This window comes from Neobacillus sp. NPDC093182, from assembly GCF_044754045.1.
Genome location: NZ_JBIVOI010000001.1, coordinates 1 through 19,889, shown reverse-complemented (window position 1 = coordinate 19,889; position 19,889 = coordinate 1). Strand labels below are relative to the sequence as shown.

Here is a 19,889-nt window from a genome sequence, read left to right as displayed (position 1 = left end):
TTAATTATGTAACGGGGTGATAGGGAATGAAGTTGTGGAATGAGCTTTTTGAGTTAAATGGGGAATATGTCAGATTAGTTCCAATCAGCATTGAACATCTTGATGGACTATGGGATGCAGCTAAACCTGATGAAATTTGGACCTATATGGCTACGATTGTAAGAAGTAAAGAAGAGATGGAGCAGATGATTGCTTCGGCTATCCAAAAGAGAGAAAAGGGTACGGATTATACCTTTATTGTGGTCAATCAGGAGAATCGTATAATTGGAAGTACTCGATACTTGGATATTTTACCAGAACATAAAAGTCTAGAAATCGGCTCTACATGGTATCATCCTGATGTTTGGAGAACAAGAGTAAACACTGAATGTAAATACCTGCTGCTAAGACATGCATTTGAAACCTGGAACCTTAGGCGAGTTCAGCTTAAAACCGATTCCCGAAACCTCCGTTCCCAAAATGCTATTGAAAGATTAGGAGCAGTCAAAGAAGGAACACTTCGAAAGGACCGAAAAATATCGGGCGGATATGTTCGTGATACTGTTTTCTATAGTATCCTTCAAGATGAATGGGATACGGTGAAAAAGGAATTAGAAGCAAAACTGAGCGAAAAGTAAACAAAGCCAGGCATTATGCCAGGCTTTGTTTACTTTGCATCTGCTTATTGGTTGGTGCTAGCTTTCATTTCTGTGTTTTTTCCATTTTGATATACCTTCCGGCTTACCCATGTTTGCAGAATTAAAAACGTACCGCCGACAGCCCAATATAGCGGCAGTGCTGCTGGTGCAGTTATCGAAAACATGACAATCATAAGCGGAGACAAGAGTCCCATGAATTTCATTTGCTGCTGCTGAGCAGCAGGCATGCTTGACTGCGAAACTTTAAATTGGAAATAATAGATTACACCCGCAATAATGGTAATAATGATATCTGGGTGTCCCAGACTAAACCATAAGAAACGGTGGGTGGCAATCTCTTCAGAACCACGAATGGCGTAATAAAAACCCGTTAGGATTGGCATTTGAATTAGAAGTGGTAAACAGCCCATATTCAATGGATTTACCCCATGCTTCTGGTAAAGCCCCATTAATTCCTGTTGCAGCTCTTGTTTCTTTTTTGGATCCTTCTCTTCCTTGACTTTCTTTTGGATGGCTTCCATCTCTGGCTTCATGACATCCATTTTCTCTTTCATGTCCATTTGATTTTTATATTGCTTAAGCATAAATGGCATTAATACGAGTCTAATGATTAAGGTAACAAGAATGATAGATAATCCATAGTTTCCGTTGAAAAACTCAGCTAAAAAATGTATTGAAACAATAAATGGTTCAACAAAATAGGTATGGAAGAATCCATCTCCTTTTCCGTCTGCTGCTGAACAGGCTGAGAGTAATAAAGTGGTCAATGCTAAAAGTAGTACAACCGGTAAAGATGTTTTGTTTTTCATATTTCCTCCTAAGAATGTTTATATGGTTATTAGTTTAAATAGGAAGGAGGAAATAGGTTCTTCTGTATCATCCTGTGAACATTCTTTTCTACGAATATAGTTAAAAATGCGGTTTAAAATAATATTTCTGTTTAAACTACACTTCTTCTTATAAAGAAACAGTGGGTGATTGATTTTTGTATGTGCAGGTTCACTTATGGCACCCATAAAGCAATATTCCACATTCCATGCCCAAAGTAATTTAAGAATGACTCCAAAGTAAAGGCTTAAATAAAGTGTTTCTAACGCATTTGCATCTGTAAAATCTATGAGCAGTTGGTACAAAAATAATCACCTCGCTTTTATTGCTATAGAATTGAGTATAAAGGAGAAGGGGCCAAGAATCAATTTATTCAAAAAATCAAAAAATGCTGCTCTAGCGTAGAGCAGCATTCTATTTTCAATTACTGTTTGTCCCAGTGTGCAGTGATCATTTCATAACCAAATTGGACTTTCTCTTCAGTCGGTGGTTCTACATGCTTTAATGGATATTCTAATCCAAGTGCTTCCCATTTATAAACACCGAGCTTATGATAAGGAAGTATTTCAATCTTTTGTACATTTTTCAGTGTTCCTATAAATTCTCCAAGCTTTTGAAGATCCTCTGGATCATCTGAAACAGTAGGCACGAGGACATGGCGTACCCAAACTGGTACTTTACTGTCAGATAAAAACTTGGCAAATTCAAGAATATGGTCATTTGCCATTCCGGTTAGTTGAATGTGTTTTTTACGATTAACATGCTTTAAATCGAGTAAAATTAAGTCCGTATATTGTAATAACTCTTCTAGCTGTTCAATAAACAGTTTAGAGTGTGAGAAGCAGCCTCCAGAAGAATCAATGGTCGTATGAATTCCTTTCTTTTTACATTCCTTAAACAATTCAGTAAGGAACGGTACTTGCAGAAGTGGTTCACCGCCGCTAACAGTGATTCCTCCACCAGAAGATTGGATGAAGGGAAGGTAGGACATGAGATCATCTATGATTTCGGAAACGGTCATATGTTTGCCGCTGCCGATTTCCCACGTATCAGCGTTATGGCAAAACTGGCAGCGTAATAGGCAGCCTTGTGTAAATACAACATATCGTATGCCTGGTCCGTCGACTGTTCCTAATGTTTCAATAGAATGAATATTTCCGTTCATGATGATGATCCCCCTTTATTTTTAAAGCAGTAGCTCCTTAGACAGGAGTCCCACAATCTAATTTACAGTGATTCGTGGAAAGTCCGGTTAATAACGTCTAACTGCTGTTCTTTTGTTAATTTGATAAAGTTAACCGCATATCCAGATACACGAATGGTTAATTGTGGATATAGTTCAGGATGTTCCATCGCATCCATTAATGTTTCTTTATTAAATACGTTAACATTCAGATGGTGACCGGTTTTTAATGCATATCCGTCTAAGATAGAAACTAAGTTACGAACCTGACTTTCCTCTTCTTTACCTAGTGCTTTTGGAACGATAGAGAAAGTATTTGAAATTCCATCCATTGCTGAGCTGTATGGAAGTTTAGCAACAGAAGATAAGGAAGCAAGTGTACCTTTTGTATCACGGCCATGCATTGGGTTTGCACCTGGTGCAAATGGTTCGCCGGCACGACGTCCATCTGGTGTGTTACCGGTCTTCTTACCATAAACAACGTTCGATGTAATCGTCAAGATTGACATAGTATGAACCGAATTACGGTAGGTTTGGTGCTTACGTAATTTTTTCATAAATGTTTCAACGATTTCAACCGCAATGCTGTCAACACGATCATCATTATTTCCGTATTTAGGGTAGTCGCCGGTTGTTTCAAAATCAACGGCAAGACCGTTTTCATCGCGAATTACCTTTACTTCACCATATTTAATGGCACTTAATGAGTCAGCAACTACGCTTAATCCTGCGATGCCTGTTGCCATTGTACGTAAGATTTGAGAGTCGTGTAAGGCCATTTCAATTCTTTCATAGCTATACTTATCATGCATATAGTGAATAACATTCAAGGTGTTAATATAAAGCCCTGCAAGCCATTCCATCATTTGATCAAACTTTTGCATTACTTCTTCATAATTTAATACGTCTGAAGTAATTGGCTGATATTGTGGACCTACTTGAATTTTTAACTTTTCATCCATACCCCCGTTAATGGAGTAGAGAAGAGCTTTTGCCAAGTTCGCACGAGCACCGAAGAACTGCATTTGTTTACCGATTTCCATTGCGGATACACAGCAGGCAATTCCGTAATCATCGCCATACTCAGGACGCATAATATCGTCATTTTCATATTGGATAGAGCTCGTTTTGATTGACATTTTAGCACAATATTTTTTAAAGTTTTCAGGCAGCTGTGGTGACCATAAAACCGTTAAGTTTGGTTCCGGAGCTGGACCTAAGTTATCTAATGTATGAAGGAAACGGAATGAGTTCTTTGTTACAAGTGAACGGCCATCTTGAGCCATACCGCCAATTGACTCTGTTACCCAAGTTGGATCACCTGAGAATAATTCATTATAATCTGGTGTACGAGCAAATTTTACTAAACGAAGCTTCATAACAAAATGGTCAACTAATTCTTGTGCTTCTACTTCTGTTAAAGTGCCATTTTGAAGGTCTCTTTCTACATAAATATCTAAGAAAGTAGATACACGTCCAAGACTCATGGCAGCGCCGTTTTGCTCTTTAATTGCTGCTAAGTAACCAAAATACAGCCATTGGAATGCTTCTTGTGCAGTTGTTGCAGGCTGCGAAATATCAAAGCCGTGACTGCTGGCCATTTCTTTTAACTCTTTCAAAGCGCGGATTTGCTCTGCAATTTCTTCACGAAGACGCATATTGTCTTCTGTCATTACTTTGCTTGTATTTTTTTGATCTTTTTGTTTTTCCTTAATTAAGAAATCTACACCATATAGTGCTACACGACGATAGTCACCGATAATACGGCCACGGCCGTAAGCATCAGGAAGTCCGGTAATAATCGCTGCTTTACGTGCTAACATCATTTCATCTGTATAAGCGTCGAAAACCCCTTGATTGTGAGTTTTTCGGAACTCTGTAAAGAATCTTTCGATTTCTGGATTTAGCTCGTATCCATAAGATTCTAATGCTGCTTTAGCCATCCGGATGCCGCCAAAAGGCTGCATAGAACGATTAAAGGGCTTGTCAGTTTGAACACCAACCACTTTTTCAAGTTCTTCATTAAGGTAACCAGGAGTGTGAGAAGTAATCGTAGATACAGTTTCTGTATCCATGTCTAGGACTCCGCCTTTTTCACGTTCCTGTTTTGTTAGTTCCATTACTTGTTCCCAAAGCTTGTTTGTTGCGTCAGTTGCTCCAGCAAGGAAGCTATCGTCACCTTCGTATTGATTATAGTTTTTTAGTATGAAATCACGTACGTTAACTTCTTTTGCCCAAGTACCTTTAATAAAACCTTTCCATTGGTCCATTATTATTTCACCTCGTAAGTTTGTATGAAATTTAATATAACAGTGTTGCTGTTATTTCTTAACTAAAGTGTAACAGATTTTTTGTGGATGAAGTTACGTATATTGTTAACATATTGTGAATCTTATTTAATGGTTGATTTATCAAGGTTTTAAATTTCCGAAATGATAATTGGCATGAGGCTTATGTATAAACTGTACTATAATTATTTGCATAAAAACGAAAACTGTTATATAAGAAAAAAACACTAATACCAACGTGTTTATAGTGTAAACCTATGAAACAGATACCCAATTACAATTAAAAAAGCAGGAGAGAAAACTCCTGCTTTTAATCGACGATGATGTCAGCTATCATTGGGCCATTATGGTCTCTGTCACCATGGACTTCACAAATTAAACGATAGGTACCCTCTTTATCAATTTGAAGAGGGACCATTGTTTCTTCACCTTTTTTGACTGTACCCTTGATGTCGGTACCTTCAATATAGAATGGGTGCTCTTCCCCGTTAACACCACTAATGTATAAATTCACCTTTTCTCCAGCGTCCAGTTGAATAGTACCTGGATCCCATCGGTATACTTCAATTTCCTTTCCGTCTTTCGTTTTACTGTTAAACTCTACTGTGACCATATGAATTTCTCTAATATCTTCATTCGCGGTTTGATTAAACACGGTAGTATCTCCTGCTTTTAGCAAAAACCAAGCAGAAATGGTTACGAGCAGGAAAGCTGTTACTAAAATGAAAACTAGTGTATCTTTCTTTAATACTAAAAATTTCATTATTAACCCCCCAATAATTTGTCCTATTTCATGTTTATGCAGAGAAGGGAGGGAAACTTGTCTCTTTTTTAAAATTTTTTCTATTGCTAGTTTTCTTTGTCATTTAGTTGAGTTTAGCTGCAATTATTTCAGAATAACGCCAAACTCTTTTCGGTTGAATAACAATTCTCCTATAAATATTTACATTCTAAAATATTTTGATAAAATCAGATGATAAATGAAAAGTAAGGATGTTGGAAATTGTCAAAATTAGTTTCATTTTTTATGATCTTGATGCTTATCTTATCGAACGAAGTTAACGCATACGCAGCAGAAAATCCGCCACTAGAGATAAAAAGTGAAGCTGCTGTACTAGTAGATTCAGAAACAGGTGCCATTTTATATAGTAAAAATAGTGATGAAAGATTATACCCTGCTAGTTTGACGAAAATTGCTACAGCCATTTATGCAATCGAAAAGGGAAAGGTAGATGATGTGGTCACAGTAAGTGCAAGGGCGGTAAAGGAAGAAGGGACTAGGGTTTATTTAGTAGAAGGGGAAAGGGTGCCATTAAAAAAGCTGATCCAAGGAATGCTGATTAACTCAGGGAATGACGCGGCCGTAGCCATTGCCGAACATTTAGATGGTTCGGTTGAACAGTTTACCGACAATATAAATAAGTATTTAGCCGAGAAGATCGGTGTCAGTGATACCCATTTTTCGAATCCCAATGGATTGTTTAATGAAAATCACTATACAACGGCATTAGATTTAGCCTTAATAACGAATTATGCAAAACAGAACCCCATTTTTACAGAGATTTTTGGAACAAAAGAGCTAGGATGGAGCAGTGAATCGTGGGAAACGAAACTGCTCACTCATCATCGCCTGTTAAAAGGTGAAATTCCTGTAGAAGGCATAACAGGCGGAAAAACAGGTTTCGTAAATGAATCAAAGCATACATTGGCAACAACAGCAGAGAATAAAAATATAAACCTGACCGCGATTGTTTTAAAAGCGGATAGCAGCAAGGCTTCGTATAACGACACTAAAAAGCTGATTGAATACGGTTTTTCTAGCTTTACGCACCGTATTATTAGACAAAACGAGTTATTTGCCCTAAATAAAAAAGAATTTTACCCTAAAAATGATATTGTCATTACCGAGCACGTCGATAATTCTGAAGAAGTCATTACAGAGCAAGGAGTGCTTGAAGTAGTAAACAATGGTCAAGTCTCACAATCTATACAACTTGAAGTAAAAGAACCGAAGCCAATTAAGGTGGTAAAAAAGGAAAAGCTGCTTTCTAGTGAGCAGAACGGTATTAATATCTTTTACGGAATGATCGTATTTGCACTTGCAGGATTATTTATTGGAGTTAAAAAAAGACATGTGAAAAAACAATAAGCCGCAAAAAGCCACGAAGAGAATCCCTCTTCATGGCTTTTTTTGAATGATATTTGAAATTAATAACATTAGGAAAGAAATCATCACCATTGATAGAACAAAGGACCAAGCTAATTTCATATTACCAGATTCCATTGCAACATATATCGCTGTTGGCGCCGTTTGTGTTTTTCCTGGTATATTCCCAGCAAACATTAAAGTTGCCCCGAACTCACCGAGCGCCCGAGCAAAGCTCATAATCATTCCGGATATAATCGATGGAAGCGTCAGTGGCAGGGAAACGAATAAGAATACCTTCATTCTGCTGCCGCCATCGACACCGGCCGCATCTTCAATATCTCTATCGACGGATTGAAAACCTAACTTTACTGCTTGGTACATAAGTGGAAAAGCAACCGTAGTCGATGCGATGATTGCTGCCAAAGGAGTAAACATGAGGGAATGTTGAAAAAAGTCCTCAATAAAAGCACCAATTGGGCTATTTCTTCCAAAAAAGTAGATCAATAAAAAACCAATAACCGTGGGCGGGAGAACAATAGGGAGCATGAGGAAAGTTTCTAGTAGCATCCTTCCTTTAAATTTCTTGTTATATAATAGTCTCGCAAAAAAAATCCCCAAAATACTCACAACTATAACCGATATTGCTGCTACTTCAAGAGAGAATCTTAGGGGATACCAAAAATCGCTAGTAAACATAATCATCAATCCAATACAATAAAGCCATATTTTTCGAAAATAGTTTTTGCTGTTTTCCCTTGTAAGTATGAAAGAAATGATTCAGCCTCATGTTTATTAGCTGACGATTTTATTATGCCTGCAGGATAGATAATAGCATCATGCGTTTGTTCATCTGCAGCTGCCACGACTTTTACTTTATCAGATACATAGGCATCTGTCATATAAACAATACCCGCATCAACATTTCCAGTTTCTACATATGTTAGAGCCTGACGGACATCCTTCGTTTGAATAACGATTGGTTCGAGGGTGTCCCAAAGCCCCAGATTTTCGAGTGTTTGTTTTGCGTATTTCCCTGCTGGAACAGATTCTGGTATGCCAATGGCAATTTTATTGATTTGGTTACTCTTCAGATCAGAAAATCCGTTTATGCTTGCAGGATTGTCTTTGTTGGTGACCAAAACTAGTTGATTCCTTAATAAATCAACCTGAGTTTTTTTATCAATTAATCCTTTTTGAGTTAATTCATTAAAGGGGTCATGTGCAGCCGAGAGGAAAAGATCAACCGGTGCTCCCTGGAGTATCTGTTGTTTCAATGCACCAGAACCACCAATATTATATAAAATTTTCATCTGCGGATTTTCGTTTTCAAAATTCTCTTTTATTTCGATTAGTGCTTCATTAAGGCTGGCTGCAGCAGAAATGGTTAGTTCTACAGGTTCAGTCTGTTTAGATTCTTTTGGTGAACATGCCGATAGGGCAAATAACAGACAGATGACCATACCAACAAGAATAGGGTTCTTCATTCAATACTTCCTCTCAAAATCTATCAAAGTTTCTTTTATCTATTATAACGAATGTATATTCTTCCTAAAAGTATGGAATAAGAAAAAAACTGCCTGGGCGGCAGTTTTAAGTATGATCTATCATTGTCCTATGTTGTTTGAACCTATTGAAGTCTGCTTTCTACCTGCTGACACACTTCTTCTGCGCTCATCCCATTCGCTTCAATAACCGAACCTTTTGTAAAGGTATCCTGCATTCCCATAACATTTGAGTCTAAACCAGTTACCACACAGCAATCGCAATTTTGTGCATCTGATTCCTGTCTAAGCTGCACTACATCATGACCTTTTTCCCTTAATGCTTCTAGAACATCTGTGAGTGATTCTTCTACTCCAATTCTTGCCATACAAAACACCTCCTCCTGTAGATTATCATGCCAAAGTTCCAGTGAATTATTCTGTATAAGTCACGATAATCTTCAAAAACTAAAAAAGGAGGTGTAATCATGGGAAAGCGTAAAAAGGATCCATCCACCATTGGCTTAGCGTCACCACAAGTAGAAGGCCAAGGAACTACAACAACAGAAACAGGTGCAAGAGAAGCCTCTTCATCACGCAGAAAACAGAAGAAAGACTAGGAAGAAAATCTGTGTTATTGAAAGAATTAATTTTTGGCACTCTGTTGATTGGTGCGGAAGGCACGAAGACTCCTCGAAAATGCTATCGCATTTTCTTCGTGCGTGGGCAGATTCAAGGAAGTAATTCAATGTCCTGCGGGAGGACGGGGCAGGGGAGACCCCGCAGGCGCTTAAGCGCCGAGGAGGCTCCCCAGACCGCCCGCGGAAAGCGAAGTGCATGGAGCACCAATCAACAGACCAATTTAGAAAGAAAAAAAGCGGACACGAGTTGTGTCCGCTTCAATATTTTACTTATTGTACATCTCCGCAACTTGCTTTTGAACTTCACTATTTTCAAGATATTCATCATAAGTCATTTGCTTATCAACTAATCCACTTGGAGTTATTTCAAAAATCCGGTTAGCGATGGTCTGAATAAATTGATGGTCATGTGAAGAGAAAATAAGTGACCCTTTAAAGTTTATTAAACCATTATTTAATGCCGTAATGGATTCCAAATCAAGATGGTTTGTTGGCTCATCAAGAAGTAATACGTTAGCTCCGTTTAACATCATTTTTGAAAGCATACAACGAACTTTTTCTCCTCCTGAAAGAACACTTGATTTCTTAAGTACCTCTTCACCAGAAAACAGCATTCTTCCTAAGAATCCTCGTAAGAAACTCTCACTTTCATCTTTTGGAGAGAATTGACGAAGCCAGTCAACCAGATTTAAATCGCTGTTTTCAAAATACTCGGAGTTATCCTTAGGGAAATAAGCTTGAGACGTAGTAATACCCCATTTGAAGGTACCGCTGTCAGCTTCCATTTCACCCATTAATATTTTGAAAAGGGTAGTCTTGGCTACTTCATTTGTCCCAACAAGAGCAATTTTGTCACCCTTGTTCATGAAAAAGCTGATATTATCGAGTACTTTGACCCCATCAATCGTTTTTGTTAAACCTTCAACCCTTAACAAGTCATTGCCGATTTCTCGTTCTGGTGTAAACCCAACGAATGGATATCGACGGGAAGAAGGGCGAATGTCGTCTAGTGTAATTTTGTCTAGTAACTTTTTACGAGAAGTAGCCTGCTTTGACTTAGAAGCATTCGCACTAAATCGAGCAATAAAAGCCTGTAGCTCTTTAATTTTTTCTTCCTTCTTTTTGTTAGCATCAGAAGTTAGTCGTGTAGCTAATTGACTAGACTCATACCAAAAATCATAGTTACCTACATAAATTTGAATTTTACCGAAGTCTAAATCAGCGATATGGGTACAAACTTTATTTAAGAAATGACGGTCATGGGATACGACAATGACTGTATTTTCAAAGTTGATCAGGAACTCTTCTAACCATTGTATCGCCTTAATATCTAAGTGGTTCGTCGGCTCATCGAGAAGTAAAACGTCAGGTCTGCCAAAGAGAGCCTGTGCAAGAAGGACCTTTACTTTTTCAGAACCGGTTAATTCAGCCATTTTCTTATAATGTAAGTCTTCACCAATACCAAGACCTTTTAAAAGAATCGCTGCTTCTGGCTCCGCTTCCCATCCATTTAATTCCGCAAACTCACCTTCAAGCTCAGCAGCTTTCATACCATCTTCATCTGTGAAGTTTTCCTTCATGTAAATGGCGTCTTTTTCTTGCATTACTTGAAAAAGTCTTGCATGACCCATAATAACGGTCTTTAAAACTTCATGTTCCTCGTATTCAAAGTGGTTCTGTTTTAATACTGCCATCCGTTCATTTGGACCAAGTTGAACCGTTCCGGTTTGTGATTCAATTTCTCCAGAAAGTATTTTTAAAAATGTTGATTTTCCAGCGCCGTTTGCACCAATTAGACCATAGCAATTCCCAGGAGTAAATTTTATATTTACATCTTCGAATAACTTTCGGTCACCATATCTTAAACTTACGTTACTTACAGTTATCATTTTATAATATCCTCCAACAGCAAAATATCTACTAATTATACCATTAAAATGGGTGAAGAGCGAATTCTTTGTTGAATGAAAGTGTTTAATGGGAAATATTAAAAAATATTGCAGAAAATTTTTCTAATTTTTTTTCCTAGTTTTCACACTTTATTCATATTTTTGTTGTAGAATTATTTAAAGAAGAAGTGAAGGAATAAAGTAGGTGAGAAGTATGTCGAAAAAGCAGCTTACTGATCTTGTTAATAAGTTAAAACAGGCCGGAATAAAAGCAAGTTTAACAAAACCAAAGTCTAACTACCTATTATCTCTACAGCAAATAAAAAAGTTTCCCTCATCCGTGAATTAAAATAGGTATTAAAAAGCGATTAATCCCAAGGACTAACCGCTTTTTTTATTTTCTCTTATTCGATTTCATCCATAATCTCTTCATAGACTTCCTGTTTATCAAACTCTTCTCCCATTGGGAACTTAGAAACATATTTATTGTTTTCATCGATTAAATAGGTAAAGGATGTATGAACAAATTGACCATTACCAGGGTCTTTATATTGAAACTGCAGTGATTCTGCAACTTCCCTAATCTTTTTTTGATCAGCTTTGATATTTTCCTGGTCACCCGTTAGGAAAATCCAATTGTCGGAATTAGTAATTTCAAAAGCATTCATATATTTTTGTAACACTTCCGGTGTGTCTCGGTAAGGGTCAATGGTAATCGTAACAAACTGAATTTCTTTACCGAAAACATTGCTTTTTTCTAAATCACTCTTTAATTGCACCATCTTTTGAGTAGTAGTGGGGCAAATATCTGGACAATTGGTATAGATAAATTCGACAAGTTTTAGTTTTTTATCTTCTCCAAAATTGCGAGTTTCTCCATTTTGGTTCATTAAAGCGATATTAGCTGGTACTTTTGCACTTGCATCTCGAATGAGAAAATAAGAGATTCCAGCAGTAATCAATAAGAACAATGCCAAACTACAGATTAAATAGATTTTTTTCATGTTTCTCCCCCCTACCAATAAAGATAAAGAATTTTTTTATAAAAAGATGTGGATATTTCGTGAACAAAATTGCATTTTGTTGTCAAGGCACCATCTAGTCAATCGTACAATGGGATACAGGGCAGTTTTCACAATCATTTTCACGTTTAAGATAATCGAGATTATGAATGATGATTTTTTTATGGTGAATTGAAATAATCTTTTTCTTTTTCAACTCAGTTAGCATTCGGCTGACGATTTCCCTGGCAGTTCCACAGAAATGAGCTAAATCCTGAGTAGTGATAGGCACGGTGAGATGTATTCCATCCTCTTTGTTCAAACCATAGCTGTTTGAAAGTCGAATTAATGTAGAATAGAGAGCGCCTTTTTTTCCATAAAGCACTAAATCTCTGAATTTAGTCATTGTCCTTCTAATATGGTCGTTCATCCACTTAATAAACTGGTAGCCAAGATTGCTGTTTTGAAATAAAGCCTTTTCGAGGAAGTCTAATTGAATACCCGCGACATGACTGTCTTCCATCACTCTGGCATTGAAAACATAACGCGGGTCTTCGGTAAAGAGGGTTAACTCCCCAACTATGTCATGCTCAGAACATAAGCGTAAATATAGTTCTTGGCCTTCTGCATTCATTTTTGATATTTGTATCCGTCCAGAAAGGATAAGGTACATTTCAGAAGCAGCCTGTCCTTCTTGAAACAGAAAAGATCCTTTTTTTACTTCAATGATTCTACCGGCAGCATGTAAAAGTTCAATTAATTCATTGGTAAGAAGGTTCTCTGTTTGAGTATCCTTAGTCATATCTCCCACCTGTTCTCATTATTTGGCCTAATCTAATCATAAGAGTAAAAAAAGTAAAGAAATAGCCAAATTAACGTCGATATTGTTAAACATTTTTGACGTTTTACATATAATAAGGCTGTGTTAAAGTAGACTGATGATTTTGGAACCTGTTGATTGGAGCGTAAGGCGCTTGACTCCTGCGGGATGAACGAGCTGAGTGAGACCCCGCAGGTCGGTACGACCGAGGAGGCTCACGGGCGAGCCCGCGGAAAGCATAGCGCCTGGAGCGCAAATCAACAGCCTAGTTTAACACAGCCACTAATAAAAATATTGGCGAATCATTAATTCATTTTGACATTTATTTCTGATTATTGTATTCTTTAAAAAGAATCAATATTTTCTTATAAAGGGAGTATGTTGTATGTTAGGTGTCGTTCTTAACTAATCCAATCAATTGGATATTTTCATTCCTTTGCAGCCTTGTTCATTTTTTAGTATGAATGAAGGTTTATTTGAGTATGGTATTGGAATGAAGTTAAGAACAATGGGCATACCAAGCATACAAGATTTTTTCCGTGCTGCTGTGTACAATCCTGTAGACAGTTTTTTTATGGATAAATACTGTATATAAAAACGGGGCAAAATACTCGTTTTATTTAGCTTAGCCGCAATGACATTGTTCATTGCGGCTATTTTTATTTTTATTTTGGAGGGAAATCATTGAATACACATACATTTAAGGTATTGGAAGTACAAGAAATTAAACAGAAAATAGCCGAATTTGCTTTAACAAATGAAGGAAAAGAAAAAATCTATAATCTAGCTCCGTCTACACATCTGAAGCAAATTGAAGCATGGTTAGATGAAGTTTCTGAGGCAGTTGAAATACTCAAGAAGAGCTCAAGTGTTCCAGTCCATGGACTGGGCGGGATGGAGCAAATCTTATCAAAATTAAACAAAGGGACTGCGCTGCGTCCTGATCAATTATCCAAGCTGTATGATTTTTTAGATTGTTGTGGGAAAATGCGCCGGTTTATGAAGGATAAAGAATACTATGCACCAAGAGTTTCATCATACGTCGCAGCAATTGAGGAGCTGCCAGACCTTGCAGAGGAAATTATACGTTGTATCCGGAATGGCAGGGTAGATGATTATGCTTCCAAAGAGTTATTGAAGATAAGAAAACAGATCACTATTCATGAGGATCGGCTAAAAGAAAAAACCATGCAGCTTATTCGCTCCAACAAATATAAAACCTATTTACAAGAGAATGTTGTCAGCCAAAGAGATGGAAGATATGTTATTCCTATTAAGAAGGAATACCGAAATAAAATTAAAGGGGCTGTGTTAGATACTTCTGCTTCAGGTTCAACCTTATTTATTGAACCCGAAGAAATTGCTGTTTATCAAGAACAATTAACGTGGCTGCTAGCAGATGAGGATGTTGAAGTCCAAAAGGTTCTAACTTACTTAACGGGGCTCGTTGAAGAGAAAGAGCAGCAAATTCGTATAGCTATCGAAACAATGGTCCATTATGATTTTTTGTTTGCAAAGGCGAAATATAGCAGGTCCATTAATGGCGCTAAGGTTAAGGTTAATGATGAGAAGCAGATAAAGTTAATGCAGGCAAAGCACCCGCTCCTAGGTGATAAAGCCGTACCATTATCATTAGAGATGATGGAGGGAAAAAGTGCACTCGTCATAACGGGTCCAAATACAGGTGGTAAAACAGTAAGTATTAAAACGGTAGGATTATTGACACTCATGGTACAGTGCGGACTCCATATCCCTGCTTCCGAAGAAAGTAACCTAAGTATATTTCAGCGTATCTTAGTGGATATTGGGGACGGTCAAAGTATAACTGAGAATCTAAGCACGTTTAGCTCACGGATCGTTAACATCATTGAAATCCTCAAGGATACCAATGACCAGAGTTTGGTTCTTCTTGATGAGCTTGGTTCTGGAACCGATCCAGGGGAAGGAATGGGTCTTGCAACCGCGATATTAGAACAGCTATATCATAAAGGAGCAGTGCTATTAGCTACGACCCATTATAGTGAAATAAAAGAGTTTGCGGAAGGACATCCGGGATTTATTAATGGATCAATGGAATTCGATATTGAGACACTCAGCCCCACCTATCGGCTAAATATAGGCAGAGGAGGAGAGAGTCAAGCGTTTGCCATCGCCTTAAAGCTAGGAATTCATCCGAAAATCATTGAGAGAGCACATCAAATCACGTATAAAGAAATGAAAACCTATGACAATATAGAAACTGATATTTGGAAACAGAAGGAATTAGAAAAACAAGTCATTGTTAATAAATACAAAAATAGAAAAAAAGCTGTTGTTAATCCTGACGGAAATATAACTGAATACAGTCAAGGGGACAATGTGAGGATTTCACCGACAAATGAATTCGGGATTGTTTATAGCGGTCCTGACCAGCTAGGAAACTATATTGTGCAAGTAAAAGGGGAAAAAATAGCCATTAATCACAAAAGAATTAAACTATATATCGCTGCTGAGGAACTTTACCCCGATGATTATGATTTTGATATCATTTTTGAGTCGAAAGAAAACCGGAAGAAAAGTAAAATACTATCCAAAAGGCATGATGGTGAAATCATTATTGAACATAGCGATAACTAAAGAGTAAGCCTTCCGAATCGGAAGGCTACCTTTTATTTGCATATTTTTCTGCAAGCAGCTGTTTCACTTGATTATAACTTAAGCCTGACTGGTTATTTAATCTCTTTACTTCTTCAATATCCGTTCCAACTACAGTTAGTTTTTTTTCGTTCGTTTTCATATAGATTTTATTCCTTCCTTATATTGTTTATGGTAAAGATTGTTTTTTTAGCAATGAAAAGGACATTTTTGGTACATACTATAAAAAAAGGAGGCGGTTCCCATTTTTTATGGTAAAAGGGCTAAGGATGAAGAAGTTGAAGTAATTATGCTTGAAACTGAAATCTATTCTTGTATGGATAATGCTTGTATCGGCTGGATGAGAAAGGATTTTGTAACGGACGACTTGCTTTGCCCAATGTGTGGTAACGAAATGGCTGCAGAAATTAGAGAGCTTCCGAAAATATAAAGAAGAAAGTATTCAAAAAGACTGTCAAAATAAATGACAGTCTTTTATTCATCTCCAAAATCAAAGAAATGACCCTCAAATGCCTTTTGTGCTGATTCAGAAGTAGGAAAGAGCGCATCATCATCTTCAATTACATGAAAGGTCTCGTTTAGGAATAATGCAAGTGCATTGGGATCCTTCGGGTGAGCGACAATTTCTGCAGGTTTGATATTCGCAACAGTTGGTACATGTGGATTTCGATAGATCACAAACACTTCGTCTCCAGGCTTAGCACTAGAAATATCAACAATATCCATATCCATTTACCATCCTTCATTACAAATTTTCATTCTGCTGGCGAATTTCATCACCGGTTATCATGATATTTGCGTCCTGAAGTTCCTTGTGTTGATCAACTGACTCACCTGGAACATATTTTTCTGAAGGATAAATACCTCCATGTATGGATGTTTGCTTCTTCTTGGATGAACTAGATTCCTTTCCCATTACAAACACCTCCTTTTTTAAGCTTTTGCTTTCTCCATCGGGTTTATTCCTTCCTTATTTTTGAACAAAAAAACTCCCCAGTCTGGGGAGTATCGTTACTGTACCTATTCGTCTTTACTAGCTAGACAGCGATCGCATTCCATTAAGTAGCTTTCTGCTTGTTCTTCCATGTGCTGCCCGCATTGTGGGCATTCCTTTTTGGGTAAAGTGCGGAAAAATTCAACTGGACTCATTAACATTGGTAAAACCTCCTCTTTTTTAATACAGTTTATTACCTTTTTATTTGTTGTAGTACAGTGCGTTTAAAAATTTTTTCTAATTATTCTTCTCTTTTTGCTAAACAGCGGTCACATTCCATTAAGTAGCTTTCTGCTTGTTCTTCCATATGCTGCCCGCATTCTGGACATTCCTTTTTTGGCAAAGTGCGGAAAAATTCAACTGGATTCATTAACATTGTAAAATCCTCCTCCTTTTTTAATACAGTTTATAAACATTTCATCTGTTGTAGTACAGTATAATCAAAAAAAACAAATTTGTGTAGTCCTTTTTGAAAAATATTTTATTTTTTTTGAAAATTGATACATTTAACCTGCCTTTTCATTTTGTGCAGGCAGGGTTCATATTATGTATGTTGAATATTTGGTTAAAATAATATAAATTCGACAATTTTATGAACAAAAACACTTCCCGGCCGGAATTGTTTACTTTACAATCAGAGTAGAAAGAGTTTAGTTCATAGGGGGGATGCTGTAAATGGATACAGTATCGGGGGAATTTCATCCATTTTTAATTGTTATCGCCATCGGGTTAACCATCATGGCATCATATACAGGTTTAGATATGTTTACTTTGATAAAGAATTCAAAGAATAATAAAAGGTTTTTATTTCTTGGCGGTTCTTTAGCAATGGGGGTTGGGATATGGGTAATGAATTTCGTCGGCTTAATCGCTGCTGATTTTAATCGCTTATCTAGCTACCAAATACCCCTGACGATTTTGTCTATCTTTATAGGGATTGCCTTTTCAGGAATGGCTTTCATTCCTTTATTTAGGAAAGAAATTAAATCCATTCATTTATTTTTTGGAAGTTTGTTTTTAACCACAGCCGTTTTTGCTATTCATATAATAAGTATATACGCAATGAACCTGACGATTGATTACAATGTTCCGCTTTTTGTATTTTCCGGGCTATTGATATTTGGATCTTTTTTATTTTCTTTATGGATACTTTTTTCTTCAGAAACGTTCTCAAAAGGTAGTCAAACTTGGTTAAAACCAATTAGCGCTCTAATTATTTCATGTGCAATTGCAGAAGGGCATTTTCTTTTAAAAAGAGCTTCAACGATAATTTCAACAAAAAATACAGTGAATGGATCAATCAATGAAGAGGCATTTTTAATATATTTAGTATTGTTTGTGACAGTTTTAATTATTAGCGGATTAATAGCCTCGAGTACATTGATTAGTAAGCAGCTTGCCGAATCCGATACGAACTTGAAGGATATCAAAGCGGCGTTAGATGCTTCGACAATTGTGGCCATTACAGATCCTGTAGGAACGATTGTATTTGTGAATGATAAGTTTGAAGAAATCTCTAAGTATAGTAAGGAAGAAATTATCGGAAAGAACCATCGCCTGCTAAATTCAGGATATCATTCAAAAGAGTTTTTTCAGGAATTGTGGTCAACGATTCAATCCGGCAAGATATGGCGGGGAGAAATTAGAAATAAAGCAAAAGATGGTTCGATTTATTGGGTAGATACTACCATCGTCCCATTCTTAGACAAAAAAGGTAATCCGGTACAATATGTCGCTATTCGTTCTGATATAACGGATCGAAAGAAAGCGGAAAAGGCACTGTTGGAATCTATTAAAGAAACACGGGATATCACATTCGCGCTCGACCAATCTTCCATCATTGCGATTACCGATCATAAGGGAAAAATTACGAGCGTAAATGATAAGTTCTGCGAAATATCGAAATACAGTCGTGATGAATTACTTGGTGAGGATCACAGGATATTAAATTCTGGCGTGCATTCTAAGGAGTTTTTCAAAGAACTCTGGCGGACGATTGGTCAGGGAGATGTTTGGAAAGGCGAAATATGTAACCGTGCTAAAGATGGAACACTATATTGGGTTGATACAACCATTGTTCCTTTTTTTAATGAAAATGGAAAGCCATATCAATATGTTGCCATTCGAACCGATATTTCTGACCGAAAAAGAGCAGAAGAACATTTAACAGAATCAATAAAAGATAATACAGACATTCGTTTTGCGCTTGACCAATCGACTATTGTGGCATTTACTGACGCCAGAGGAATGATTACAAGCGTAAATGATAAATTCTGTGAGATCTCAAAGTACAGCCGGGAAGAGATTATTGGAAAAGATCATAACATATTAAATTCTGGTCATCATTCCAAACTATTTTTTAAAGATCTATGGAAAACGATTGGTGAAGGCAAGGTTTGGAAAGGTGAAATTAGAAATAAAGCAAAGGATGGAACCTACTATTGGGTAGATACAACCATTGTTCCTTTCTTAAATGAAAATGGGAAGCCATACCAATATGTAGCGATTCGTAATGATATTACAGAACGTAAAAAATCAGAAGAAGTTCTCCATCGCCAGGATAAGCTGGCAGCAGTAGGTCAACTAGCAGCGGGAGTGGCGCATGAAATCCGCAATCCGCTTACATCTATGAAAGGATATGCAGAGTTCCTTACATTAGATGAAAAGGACCCTGAACGCTTAGAATTTATGAATATCATTCTCGACGAAATTGAACGGGTCAATACCATTGTGGAAGATTTCATGGTATTGGCAAAGCCGAAGATGGTGGAATTAGAAGAAAAGAATGTCGTTCCAGTGATTAAAAACGTAGTATCACTGCTTGAATTTGAAGCTAGGAAGAAGCATGTGAAGCTTTCATTTGATTGCCCTCATGACATTATCCAGATTGAGTGTGATGAAAATCGCTTAAAGCAGGTGTTTTTGAACTTTATTAAGAATGGTTTCGAAGCGATGCCAAATGGCGGCGAATTACATGTCAAAACCATGATTCATGATAACAATGTTCAAATATCGATTCAGGACACAGGCGTCGGAATACCAAAAGAAAAACTAAAACAGCTGGGTGAACCTTTCTATACAACGAAGAAAAATGGAAACGGTCTAGGATTAATGGTAAGTTTTAAAATTATTGAAAATCATAATGGAAAAGTGTTCGTTGAAAGTGAACCAAATAAAGGAACAACTTTTAATATCCTTCTGCCGGCTAAACCAGCATGATGAAAACGGAAGATCCTCTCTTCCGTTTTTTTATGTGCGCTTGGCAGCGCATCGCTCTTATGGGTGAAAGTCCCTAACATGCCGTTGTGGCGGAAATGTATAGCTGACAGGTAGTGCGAGTATC

At 37.1% G+C, this 19,889-nt stretch carries 22 protein-coding genes; 6 read left to right on the top strand and 16 right to left on the bottom strand.

Translation table 11 applies throughout. The features are described 5' to 3' along the window. Positions 1–26 precede the first annotated feature (26 nt). Positions 27–617 (top strand): GNAT family N-acetyltransferase, encoded by a 591-nt coding sequence (locus ACIQAA_RS00110; protein WP_402613456.1) that lies wholly within the window; start codon positions 27–29, stop codon positions 615–617. Between the two features lie 44 nt (positions 618–661). Here ACIQAA_RS00110 and yidC read toward each other — a convergent pair whose 3' ends face one another. The 5 genes from yidC to ACIQAA_RS00085 form a co-directional block, all read right to left on the bottom strand. Further along, positions 662–1,447 carry a membrane protein insertase YidC gene (gene yidC / locus ACIQAA_RS00105; protein WP_402613454.1) on the bottom strand — a complete coding sequence of 262 codons (786 nt, stop codon included), beginning with the start codon at positions 1,445–1,447 and terminating at the stop codon, positions 662–664. Positions 1,448–1,465: 18 nt separating this feature from the next. Next, positions 1,466–1,771, bottom strand: coding sequence for a hypothetical protein (locus ACIQAA_RS00100; protein ID WP_402613452.1), 306 nt, complete (start codon positions 1,769–1,771; stop codon positions 1,466–1,468). 119 nt (positions 1,772–1,890) lie between these two features. Then, entirely contained in the window at positions 1,891–2,631 is a 741-nt protein-coding gene (gene pflA / locus ACIQAA_RS00095) for a pyruvate formate-lyase-activating protein (protein WP_402613450.1), read from the bottom strand. A 62-nt stretch (positions 2,632–2,693) separates the two neighbouring features. Continuing rightward, positions 2,694–4,919: a formate C-acetyltransferase gene (gene pflB, locus ACIQAA_RS00090; RefSeq protein WP_402613448.1), complete on the bottom strand. Its 2,226-nt coding sequence runs from the start codon at positions 4,917–4,919 to the stop codon at positions 2,694–2,696. 328 nt (positions 4,920–5,247) lie between these two features. Further along, positions 5,248–5,700 carry a cupredoxin domain-containing protein gene (locus tag ACIQAA_RS00085; protein WP_402613446.1) on the bottom strand — a complete coding sequence of 151 codons (453 nt, stop codon included), beginning with the start codon at positions 5,698–5,700 and terminating at the stop codon, positions 5,248–5,250. A gap of 240 nt (positions 5,701–5,940) precedes the next feature. Between ACIQAA_RS00085 and ACIQAA_RS00080 the strand changes: the two genes are divergently transcribed. Then, entirely contained in the window at positions 5,941–7,086 is a 1,146-nt protein-coding gene (locus ACIQAA_RS00080; protein WP_402613444.1) for a D-alanyl-D-alanine carboxypeptidase family protein, read from the top strand. Between the two features lie 30 nt (positions 7,087–7,116). Here the strand turns inward: ACIQAA_RS00080 and modB are convergent, their stop codons facing one another. From modB to ACIQAA_RS00065, 3 genes are all read right to left on the bottom strand, one after another. Then, positions 7,117–7,782 carry a molybdate ABC transporter permease subunit gene (modB, locus tag ACIQAA_RS00075; RefSeq protein ID WP_402613442.1) on the bottom strand — a complete coding sequence of 222 codons (666 nt, stop codon included), beginning with the start codon at positions 7,780–7,782 and terminating at the stop codon, positions 7,117–7,119. Between the two features lie 5 nt (positions 7,783–7,787). Next, entirely contained in the window at positions 7,788–8,570 is a 783-nt protein-coding gene (gene modA, locus ACIQAA_RS00070; RefSeq protein ID WP_402613440.1) for a molybdate ABC transporter substrate-binding protein, read from the bottom strand. Between the two features lie 143 nt (positions 8,571–8,713). Further along, the gene (locus ACIQAA_RS00065) at positions 8,714–8,956 is read right to left on the bottom strand and encodes a YkuS family protein (protein ID WP_283861101.1); all 243 of its coding nucleotides are present in this window, start codon (positions 8,954–8,956) and stop codon (positions 8,714–8,716) included. A gap of 99 nt (positions 8,957–9,055) precedes the next feature. Here ACIQAA_RS00065 and ACIQAA_RS00060 point away from each other — a divergent pair, with 99 nt between their 5' ends. Then, a complete protein-coding gene (locus ACIQAA_RS00060; RefSeq protein WP_307194872.1) occupies positions 9,056–9,187 on the top strand; it encodes a YuzL family protein in 132 nt (43 codons plus the stop codon). Between the two features lie 287 nt (positions 9,188–9,474). On the opposite strand, the gene ACIQAA_RS00055 is transcribed toward ACIQAA_RS00060, so the two are convergent. From ACIQAA_RS00055 to ACIQAA_RS00045, 3 genes are all read right to left on the bottom strand, one after another. Further along, positions 9,475–11,097: an ABC-F family ATP-binding cassette domain-containing protein gene (locus ACIQAA_RS00055; RefSeq protein ID WP_402613437.1), complete on the bottom strand. Its 1,623-nt coding sequence runs from the start codon at positions 11,095–11,097 to the stop codon at positions 9,475–9,477. Between the two features lie 404 nt (positions 11,098–11,501). Then, positions 11,502–12,101 carry an SCO family protein gene (locus ACIQAA_RS00050; protein ID WP_402613435.1) on the bottom strand — a complete coding sequence of 200 codons (600 nt, stop codon included), beginning with the start codon at positions 12,099–12,101 and terminating at the stop codon, positions 11,502–11,504. Between the two features lie 94 nt (positions 12,102–12,195). Continuing rightward, positions 12,196–12,900, bottom strand: coding sequence for a Crp/Fnr family transcriptional regulator (locus tag ACIQAA_RS00045; RefSeq protein ID WP_402613433.1), 705 nt, complete (start codon positions 12,898–12,900; stop codon positions 12,196–12,198). 702 nt (positions 12,901–13,602) lie between these two features. Between ACIQAA_RS00045 and ACIQAA_RS00040 the strand changes: the two genes are divergently transcribed. After that, the gene (locus ACIQAA_RS00040; RefSeq protein WP_402613431.1) at positions 13,603–15,534 is read left to right on the top strand and encodes an endonuclease MutS2; all 1,932 of its coding nucleotides are present in this window, start codon (positions 13,603–13,605) and stop codon (positions 15,532–15,534) included. A 25-nt stretch (positions 15,535–15,559) separates the two neighbouring features. Here ACIQAA_RS00040 and ACIQAA_RS00035 read toward each other — a convergent pair whose 3' ends face one another. Beyond that, positions 15,560–15,694 carry a hypothetical protein gene (locus ACIQAA_RS00035; RefSeq protein WP_335533787.1) on the bottom strand — a complete coding sequence of 45 codons (135 nt, stop codon included), beginning with the start codon at positions 15,692–15,694 and terminating at the stop codon, positions 15,560–15,562. Between the two features lie 102 nt (positions 15,695–15,796). Here ACIQAA_RS00035 and ACIQAA_RS00030 point away from each other — a divergent pair, with 102 nt between their 5' ends. Continuing rightward, the gene (locus ACIQAA_RS00030; protein ID WP_179597069.1) at positions 15,797–15,982 is read left to right on the top strand and encodes a cold-inducible protein YdjO-related protein; all 186 of its coding nucleotides are present in this window, start codon (positions 15,797–15,799) and stop codon (positions 15,980–15,982) included. Positions 15,983–16,026: 44 nt separating this feature from the next. Here ACIQAA_RS00030 and ACIQAA_RS00025 read toward each other — a convergent pair whose 3' ends face one another. From ACIQAA_RS00025 to yhfH (ACIQAA_RS00010), 4 genes are all read right to left on the bottom strand, one after another. Further along, entirely contained in the window at positions 16,027–16,278 is a 252-nt protein-coding gene (locus ACIQAA_RS00025; RefSeq protein ID WP_335533789.1) for a transcriptional regulator SplA domain-containing protein, read from the bottom strand. Positions 16,279–16,297: 19 nt separating this feature from the next. Next, positions 16,298–16,468 (bottom strand): hypothetical protein, encoded by a 171-nt coding sequence (locus ACIQAA_RS00020; protein ID WP_402613429.1) that lies wholly within the window; start codon positions 16,466–16,468, stop codon positions 16,298–16,300. A 104-nt stretch (positions 16,469–16,572) separates the two neighbouring features. Beyond that, on the bottom strand, positions 16,573–16,707 hold the full coding sequence (gene yhfH / locus ACIQAA_RS00015; RefSeq protein ID WP_402613427.1) for a protein YhfH: 135 nt from the start codon (positions 16,705–16,707) through the stop codon (positions 16,573–16,575). Positions 16,708–16,787: 80 nt separating this feature from the next. Beyond that, on the bottom strand, positions 16,788–16,922 hold the full coding sequence (gene yhfH, locus ACIQAA_RS00010; RefSeq protein WP_082799471.1) for a protein YhfH: 135 nt from the start codon (positions 16,920–16,922) through the stop codon (positions 16,788–16,790). A gap of 299 nt (positions 16,923–17,221) precedes the next feature. Here yhfH (ACIQAA_RS00010) and ACIQAA_RS00005 point away from each other — a divergent pair, with 299 nt between their 5' ends. Next, a complete protein-coding gene (locus ACIQAA_RS00005) occupies positions 17,222–19,765 on the top strand; it encodes a PAS domain S-box protein (RefSeq protein WP_402613425.1) in 2,544 nt (847 codons plus the stop codon). The last annotated feature ends 124 nt before the right edge of the window (positions 19,766–19,889 follow it).

Coding starts and splice junctions, on each gene's coding strand:
- ACIQAA_RS00065 (WP_283861101.1), bottom strand. CDS start 8,956: ATGGCAAGAATTGGAGTAGAAGAATCACTCACAGATGTTCTAGAAGCA.
- pflA (WP_402613450.1), bottom strand. CDS start 2,631: ATGAACGGAAATATTCATTCTATTGAAACATTAGGAACAGTCGACGGA.
- yhfH (WP_402613427.1), bottom strand. CDS start 16,707: ATGTTAATGAGTCCAGTTGAATTTTTCCGCACTTTACCCAAAAAGGAA.
- pflB (WP_402613448.1), bottom strand. CDS start 4,919: ATGGACCAATGGAAAGGTTTTATTAAAGGTACTTGGGCAAAAGAAGTT.
- yidC (WP_402613454.1), bottom strand. CDS start 1,447: ATGAAAAACAAAACATCTTTACCGGTTGTACTACTTTTAGCATTGACC.
- yhfH (WP_082799471.1), bottom strand. CDS start 16,922: ATGTTAATGAATCCAGTTGAATTTTTCCGCACTTTGCCAAAAAAGGAA.
- ACIQAA_RS00025 (WP_335533789.1), bottom strand. CDS start 16,278: ATGGATATTGTTGATATTTCTAGTGCTAAGCCTGGAGACGAAGTGTTT.
- ACIQAA_RS00035 (WP_335533787.1), bottom strand. CDS start 15,694: ATGAAAACGAACGAAAAAAAACTAACTGTAGTTGGAACGGATATTGAA.
- ACIQAA_RS00050 (WP_402613435.1), bottom strand. CDS start 12,101: ATGAAAAAAATCTATTTAATCTGTAGTTTGGCATTGTTCTTATTGATT.
- ACIQAA_RS00045 (WP_402613433.1), bottom strand. CDS start 12,900: ATGACTAAGGATACTCAAACAGAGAACCTTCTTACCAATGAATTAATT.
- modA (WP_402613440.1), bottom strand. CDS start 8,570: ATGAAGAACCCTATTCTTGTTGGTATGGTCATCTGTCTGTTATTTGCC.
- ACIQAA_RS00060 (WP_307194872.1), top strand. CDS start 9,056: ATGGGAAAGCGTAAAAAGGATCCATCCACCATTGGCTTAGCGTCACCA.
- modB (WP_402613442.1), bottom strand. CDS start 7,782: ATGTTTACTAGCGATTTTTGGTATCCCCTAAGATTCTCTCTTGAAGTA.
- ACIQAA_RS00055 (WP_402613437.1), bottom strand. CDS start 11,097: ATGATAACTGTAAGTAACGTAAGTTTAAGATATGGTGACCGAAAGTTA.
- ACIQAA_RS00005 (WP_402613425.1), top strand. CDS start 17,222: ATGGATACAGTATCGGGGGAATTTCATCCATTTTTAATTGTTATCGCC.
- ACIQAA_RS00020 (WP_402613429.1), bottom strand. CDS start 16,468: ATGGGAAAGGAATCTAGTTCATCCAAGAAGAAGCAAACATCCATACAT.
- ACIQAA_RS00085 (WP_402613446.1), bottom strand. CDS start 5,700: ATGAAATTTTTAGTATTAAAGAAAGATACACTAGTTTTCATTTTAGTA.
- ACIQAA_RS00110 (WP_402613456.1), top strand. CDS start 27: ATGAAGTTGTGGAATGAGCTTTTTGAGTTAAATGGGGAATATGTCAGA.